Genomic DNA, 6,764 nt, shown 5'->3' with positions numbered 1-6,764 from the left:
GACGTAGGTGGTGAGCGTGCCGCCGACCAGCGGGCCCACCAATGGTCCGGACTGGCCGGCCAGCGAAATGTACATGTTGATCTTGAGCGTGCGGTCGCGCGGAAAGCTCGACAGGATCACCACTTGGCCGAGCGTGCCCATCAGCGCGCCGCCAAAACCCTGCAGGGCGCGCGAGGCGACCAGCATCCAGATGTTCTCCGAGAGGCCGCAAAGTGCCGAGGCGCTGGCGAAGACGAGAAGGGCGAAGCAATACACGTTGCGCAGGCCGAAGCGGTCCGCCGCCCAGCCGCCGAGAATGATCAGGCTGGCTACATAGACGGTGATCAGAAGGCCAAGCTGGCTCGGCGGGCGGGCCAAGCTTTCACCGATGCCGGGAAGTGCGGTCACCACTACATTCTGGTCGAGGCTGGTCATGAAGACGCCGCAGGCGACCGTTGCCGGCAACAGCATCGACATCTCGCCCGCCGGAGCAAAGCGGGTGGTGGCCGTCACCGAAGTCTCTGCGGTCATGGAGGATATGGTCGAACTGGTTGCCTGGACGGGCACCTGCTCCGGCAAGAGCCCGTGATTGCCTATCTATCGGCCCGGCTGGCCCAAGCCTCAAGCAGCAGTTGTGGCCGTCCGTAGTGCCAGCCGGAGCTACTGCACCTCGTAGCCGACTTCCTCGCTGGCGTGGCACAGCGCCTTCCAGAAGGAGCGGGCGAAGGAGCGGAAGACATAGATGTCGAACTGGTCGGCGCCGGTGCGCTGAATCTGCGCGAAGACGTCGTGATGGGTGGTCGAGCGGCCGGCGCCGACCGGGAAGGCCGGCAGCGCGAAATCGATGGCAAAGAACTTCGCCAGCACCCATTCGGCCTTCGGGCCGGCGATGCGGATCGCGGTGCGGCCATGCGACAGGTCGGTGACGGTGCCCACGTCCGGCGTGACGACGCCGCTGAACGCGGCCGCAAGGCCCTCGGCGTCGTCGATGACGGTGAACTTGCCTGGCGCGATGCCGAATGCCGATCTGCCGCCGTTGGTGACGCCGCCGCCGGCGCCGTCGGGCAGGGCAAGGCCCGCGACCTTGTATATCGCCGACATAAGGCGCTTCTCCTCGCCCGGCCATGCGGCGAGCTGCAGGATCGAGCCCGGCCGCGTCTCAGACAGGATGACGTCGACGCCATGTTCGAAATTGCCGTGCGAGCCCGGGTGGTACTCCGGCTCGAGCGGAGATTGACGTTCAACCATGCATGCGGCTCCCGTCCGGGTCGTAGAAGTGGTTGGAGACGATCTCGATCGGCCCGAAGCGATTGCGCAACGGGTCCGAGACGAAAGCGCGCGTGCCGTGCCTGGCCTTGCCGCCCTTGACCAGCGCTAGCGCGATATGCTTGCCGAGCGCCGGCGAATAGCAGCAGGCGGTTATGTGGCCGATCGAATCGCGTGGATTGGCTTCGTCCAGTTCCTCGACGATATGCGCGCCGCCGTTGAACGGGCGGTTGTCGAGCGAGACCAGGCCGACCAGTTGCAGCCGGTCAGGCGTGATCAGGCCCTCGCGGTCCATCATCGCCGAGCCGATGAAGGGCTTCTTCTTCGACAGCATCCAGTCGAGATGCAGGTCGCGCGCCGTGGTGCGGCCGTCGATCTCGGCGCCGGTGACATGGCCCTTCTCGATGCGCATCGTACCCAGCGCCTCGAGCCCGTAGGTCACCAGGCCGGATGGCTTGCCAGCCTCGATCAGCGCCTCCCAGACATGGGTGCCGTGGCCGGCGCCGGAATAGACCTCGAAGGCCATCTCGCCGGAAAAGGACAGGCGGCAGATCATCACCGGCACGCCCGCAATCTGGCCACGGACGATGCCCATGAAAGGCAGGGTGGCGTTGTCGACGGCGGTGCCGGTGACGCAGGTGGCGAGGATGGCTCTCGCCTTCGGCCCGCCGATCGCAGCGCCTGCCCATTCGTCGGTCACCGAGGTGACGGTGACCTTCAATTCCGGCCAGATCACGTCGAGGAAATATTCCAGATGCTGCATCACCTTGCCGGCATTGGCGGTGGTGGTGGTCATCAGGAAGTCCTGCTCGCCGAGCCGCCAGGTGGTGCCGTCGTCGAAGGCAAGCCCGTCCTCGCGCAGCATCAGGCCGTAGCGCGCCTTGCCGACGGCAAGCGTGGAAAACATGTTGGTGTAGACGCGGTCGAGGAATTCCGCCGCGTCCGGTCCCTGCACGGCGATCTTGCCCAGCGTCGAGACGTCGACGATGCCGGCGCTGTCGCGGGTGGCCTTGGCTTCGCGCACATAGGCCTGCTCGACCGTCTCGCCGGCAAGGCCGTAGATCATCGGCCGGTACCAGAGGCCTGCGGAATACATCCGCGCGCCGTTGGCGATATGCCAGTCGTGCATCGGGGTCAGCCGCTCGGGTTTGAGATCGCCAAAACGCTCGGCCGCCAGCGAGCCGATCGACACCGCCGTGTAGGGTGGGCGGAAGCGCGTCGTGCCGACCTCGGGGATCGGCTTGCCGAGAGCCTCGGCCATGATGGCGAGGCCCGGCACGTTGGAGCTCTTGCCCTGGTCGGTCGCCATGCCAAGCGTGGTGTAGCGCTTGAGGTGCTCGACCGAGATGAAGCCCTCGCGGTGCGCCAACCGCACGTCTTCCGCCGTGACGTCGTGCTGGAAATCGACGAAGCTCTTGCCCGCCGCCTTGATCTCGAACACCGGCGCCGGGTCGGGCTCGCCTGGCGCGGCTTCGACGTCCGGCAGGGCCGTCGGCGCGTCCGTGCCGCCCGCGGCAGCGACACCGGCGGTGCGGCCTTCGGCGATGGCCTCGGCGGTCGAGAAACTGCCGGTGAAGGCGCCTGCGCCGATCCAGCGCTGCGTCGGCTTCGGTGGCAGGAAGGCCTGCCTGGCCGGGTTCCACTCAGCCTTTGCGCCGGCCTGGCTGGCGAGATGGATCGTCGGCGACCAGCCGCCTGACATCAGCAGGCAGTCGGCATGGATGCTGCGCGCGTCGCCGGTGGGCGCGCCACTCAGCATGTCGAAGCGCTGCACTTTTAGGCCGGAGAGAGCCTTGCCGCCCTCGGTGGCCACCACGGCGTGACCGGAGAGCATTTCCGCCTCGGCCTCGGTGGCCAGCCGGCGCATTTCGTCCGACAGCCCGGAGCGAACGTCGACGATTGCGACGATCGCGGCCCCTGCCTTCCTCAGCGCCAGGGCGGAACGGTAGGCGCTGTCATTGTTGGTGAACAGGGCAATCCTCTCGCCGGGCAGGACGCCATATTCGTTGGCGTAGCGCTCTGCGGCATGCGCCAGCATGACGCCCGGCCGGTCATTGCCGGGGAAGACCAGCGGCCGTTCGAAGGAGCCGGTGGCAAGCACCACGGTTCTGGCGCGGATCGCCCAGTAGCGATGGCGCGGCTCGCCCTTGGCCAGGCTCTCCTTGTGGTCGCTGACACGCTCCAGCGCGGCAAGCGTGTTGCCGTCATAGTAGCCCCAGACCGTGGTGCGCGGCAAAAGCCGCACATTGTCGTTGCCTTCGAGTTGGCCGGCAACGCGCGCCGCCCAGTCGTCCGCCGGCATGCCGTCGATCGTCTCGCCGGACCAGTTGGCCGAGCCGCCGAAGCGCGGCTCCAGCTCGGTGAGGATGACGCGCGCGCCCTGTTCGGCGGCAGCCTTGGCGGCCATCAGCCCGGCCGGACCGGAGCCGACCACCAGCACGTCGCAGAAGGCGTTCATGCGCTCATAGCGCGAAGTGTCGGCGGCGGTGCCGGCTCTGCCGAGACCGGCGGCGCGGCGGATAAAATGCTCGCAGAACATCCAGAAGCGGGTGCCTTTGAGCGGGCCGATCACCGGCCCCATGAAGGTCTTGTAGTAGAAGCCGGCCGACAGGAGCTTGCCGCCGAGCTGGTTGGCCGCACTGACGTCCCAGGCAAGCGACGGGAAGCGGTTCTGGCTGACGGCGGTGAGCCCGTCATAGATCTCGACCATGGTCGCGGCGATGTTCGGTTCGCGCACCTCGCCGCGCAGCACTGTTACCAGCGCGTTCGGCTCCTCGACACCGGCCGTGAGCACGCCGCGCGGGCGGTGGTACTTGAACGAGCGGCCGAACAGCGTCACGCCATTGGCGAGCAGCGCCGAGGCCAGCGTGTCGCCGGCATGGCCGGTATAGGTCACGCCGTCGAAGGTGAAGCGGATGGTGCGCAGCCGGTCGACGCGGCCGCCGTTCTCGATGCGACGGGGGCTCACGACTTGGCTTCCGTCTTGTGCCGCGTGGCGGATCTGTGGCCGCCATGCGCGAAAGCAGTGCTGGAAATCTCGTGTGTCAGCGTGTTGCGCACGACCCTGATATGAGCGCGGCAGCCGCCGGCATGCTGCCAGATCTCGTTATGGTCGCCGGCCGGATTCAGCCGGTCGTAGACATAGGCGTTCCAGGCGTCGAGGTCCTGAGAGGCCGGTTGCGGACGCTCGCGGTTGCCATCGCCCTGATAGGCAAACTCGATGACGTCGCGTGGGCCACAATAGGGACAGGTGATAAGCATCTTATTTCAACCCTAGTGCAGCCGAGGCGTCGCGCCTTGGCCCTTGTCGTCGATGAAGAGACCGCGATAGAAGCGGTCGAGCGTGAACGGCGCGTTGAGCTCGTGCGGCTCGCCCTTGGCGATGGTCCAGGCAAAGCAAAAGCCGGAGGCCGGTGTCGCCTTGAAGCCGCCGTAGCACCAGCCGCAATTGAGATACATGCCGGGCAGCGGGCCAGTGGTAATGATCGGCGAGCCGTCCATCGTCATGTCGCAGAGGCCGCCCCAGGAGCGCAGCATGCGCACGCGCGCCAGGCCGGGGAACAGCGCCAGCATCTCGCTCATCACCTCGTCGACGATCGGCAGGCTGCCGCGCTGGGCATAGCTGTTGTAGCCGTCGAGGTCGCCGCCATAGACCAAGCCGCCCTTGTCGGACTGCGAGATGTAAAAGTGACCCATGCCGAAGGTCAGGATCGTGTCGATGATCGGCTTCAGCGATTCCGACACGAAGGCCTGCAGCACATGGCTCTCGATCGGCATCTTGTCGATGCCGGCCAGTTGCATGACGCGGCCGGTGCTGCCGGCAACGGCGAGCGCCACCTTCCTGGCGCGGATCTCGCCGCGCGTCGTCGAAACGCCGGTGATGCGGTCGCCGTCGCGCAGAAAACCGGTGACCTCGCAATTCTCGATGATGTCGACGCCGCGCCGGTCGGCGCCGCGCGCATAGCCCCAGGCCACCGCATCGTGGCGGGCGCTGCCGGCGCGCCGCTGCATCAGGCCGCCGATGACAGGGAACCGCGCCGAGCCGGAGACGTCGAGCGCCGGCACGAGCCGCTTGATCTGGTCGACGGTCATCAGCTCGGCATCGACGCCGAGATGGCGCATGGCGTTGCCGCGCCTGGCATAGTCGTCGAACTGGGCGGGCGTATGCGCCAGGTTCAGACAGCCGCGCTGCGAGAACATGACATTGTAGTTGAGGTCGTGCGAGAGGTTCTCCCAAAGCTTCATCGAATGCTCGTAGAAGCGGGTGTTGGAAGGCAAAAGGTAGTTCGAGCGCACTGCGGTGGTGTTGCGGCCGACATTGCCTGAGCCCAGCCAGCCCTTCTCCAGCACCGCGACGTTGGTGATGCCGTGCTCCTTGGCGAGGTAGTAGGCGGTCGACAGGCCGTGCCCACCGCCGCCGATGACGATCACGTCATAGGATGCCTTTGGGTCCGGCTTGCGCCAGGCCGGCTTCCAGTCCTTGTTTCCGCTGAGCGCGTTCTTGAGGAGCGAAAAGGCCGAATATTCCGCCATGTTTCATGTCGTCCGGTTGGTGCGATGCGGCAGACTATAGAGCAGGCAGCGGGCGCAAAGCCAAGATTGCGCCATCGCTTTTCGACAGGCCGACTTCCACTTGCCTGACCGGAGACGGCTTGCACTTGCCTGATCGGGGACGGCTTGCCGCGGGGTATGGCGGTCTTTATCAAGAACGAAATTACGAAGTCTTTTCGGCAGCGAGTCGCCATCAAGGTCATGTTCTTCCGGTTACTTCGCCTGATCCTGGTTCTGATGCTCGCCGTTTCGGCGCAGCCTTCGTTCGATGCGATGGCGCAGGCCATCGGCCAGGGTTCCGCGCAACTGATCGTCGACCAGCAGAAGGTCGTCCAGGACCTGGCGGCCAAGACCGATGGTCTCGAAAAGAAGGTCGCCGACGACGCCGAGGATGACGCAGCGCTTGTCGACGTCCGCCTGCAACTCGAGGATCTGTCGCGGGCGGCATTGAACAGCGCACTGGCCTTCCGCTCGCGCCTTGCCGACATCAACAACCGGATCGAGGTGCTTGGCCCGCCGCCGGCGCAGGGGCAGCCGCAGGAGCCGGCGATCGTTACCAACGAGCGCGGAGCGCTTGCCGCCGAAAAAGCCGAGATCAACGCCGTCATCGCCAGCGCGCAAAACCTGTCGATCCGCATCAACGGGCTGATCGACAAGATCGGCGTCATGCGCAGCGACCTTTTCCGCAATTTCCTCGCCAAGCGCTATGAACTGACGGACGCGCTCAGTCCCCAGGCCTTTTCCGATGCGCACGATCAATTCACCGGCCTTTACAAAGCCGTCTCGTCCTGGCTGATTTTCGCCTTCAAATTCAAACTCCAGGCCGTGCTCGCAGCGGCCCTGATGGCGCTGGGACTGGCGGCGGTGCTGCTGGTCGGCGGCCGGCGCCTGTTCGGGCGCATCTTCGAACCCGACCCGTCCATCGAGGCGCCGTCCTATCTCAGCCGGCTTTCCGTGGCGTTCTGGTC

General features: G+C 66.1%; 6 protein-coding genes and 1 pseudogene. 2 read left to right on the top strand and 5 right to left on the bottom strand.

Annotated elements, in window-relative coordinates; translation table 11 throughout:
• A partial coding sequence (locus EN781_RS21655) for an MFS transporter (RefSeq protein ID WP_245492628.1) occupies positions 1 to 414 on the bottom strand: 414 nt, incomplete at its 3' end.
• On the opposite strand from EN781_RS21655, the gene EN781_RS35420 reads away from it, so the two are divergent.
• Positions 413 to 568, top strand: a complete 156-nt coding sequence (locus tag EN781_RS35420; RefSeq protein ID WP_245455447.1) for a hypothetical protein — start codon at positions 413 to 415, stop codon at positions 566 to 568. The genes EN781_RS21655 and EN781_RS35420 overlap by 2 nt on opposite strands.
• 71 nt (positions 569 to 639) lie before the next feature.
• Here the strand turns inward: EN781_RS35420 and EN781_RS21650 are convergent, their stop codons facing one another.
• Genes EN781_RS21650 through EN781_RS21635 form a run of 4 tightly spaced genes read right to left on the bottom strand, consistent with a single transcriptional unit; the run spans position 640 to position 5,778 of the window.
• Entirely contained in the window at positions 640 to 1,227 is a 588-nt protein-coding gene (locus EN781_RS21650; RefSeq protein WP_126054072.1) for a sarcosine oxidase subunit gamma, read from the bottom strand.
• Positions 1,220 to 4,213, bottom strand: a complete 2,994-nt coding sequence (locus EN781_RS21645; protein WP_126054073.1) for a sarcosine oxidase subunit alpha — start codon at positions 4,211 to 4,213, stop codon at positions 1,220 to 1,222. Before EN781_RS21645 ends, EN781_RS21650 begins: the two co-directional genes overlap by 8 nt.
• Entirely contained in the window at positions 4,210 to 4,506 is a 297-nt protein-coding gene (locus EN781_RS21640; protein WP_126054074.1) for a sarcosine oxidase subunit delta, read from the bottom strand. Before EN781_RS21640 ends, EN781_RS21645 begins: the two co-directional genes overlap by 4 nt.
• 12 nt (positions 4,507 to 4,518) lie before the next feature.
• On the bottom strand, positions 4,519 to 5,778 hold the full coding sequence (locus EN781_RS21635) for a sarcosine oxidase subunit beta (protein ID WP_126054075.1): 1,260 nt from the start codon (positions 5,776 to 5,778) through the stop codon (positions 4,519 to 4,521).
• Positions 5,779 to 5,997: 219 nt separating this feature from the next.
• Here EN781_RS21635 and EN781_RS21630 point away from each other — a divergent pair.
• Positions 5,998 to 6,764: pseudogene (locus EN781_RS21630) on the top strand (mechanosensitive ion channel family protein); the annotation flags it as partial.

Source organism: Mesorhizobium sp. M4A.F.Ca.ET.090.04.2.1, from assembly GCF_003999085.1.
Taxonomy (GTDB): domain Bacteria; phylum Pseudomonadota; class Alphaproteobacteria; order Rhizobiales; family Rhizobiaceae; genus Mesorhizobium.
Note: the sequence above shows the minus strand (reverse complement) of the source record. Positions and strands in the feature narration are given on the sequence as shown.

Coding starts and splice junctions, on each gene's coding strand:
- EN781_RS35420 (WP_245455447.1), top strand. CDS start 413: ATGAAGACGCCGCAGGCGACCGTTGCCGGCAACAGCATCGACATCTCG.
- EN781_RS21650 (WP_126054072.1), bottom strand. CDS start 1,227: ATGGTTGAACGTCAATCTCCGCTCGAGCCGGAGTACCACCCGGGCTCG.
- EN781_RS21640 (WP_126054074.1), bottom strand. CDS start 4,506: ATGCTTATCACCTGTCCCTATTGTGGCCCACGCGACGTCATCGAGTTT.
- EN781_RS21635 (WP_126054075.1), bottom strand. CDS start 5,778: ATGGCGGAATATTCGGCCTTTTCGCTCCTCAAGAACGCGCTCAGCGGA.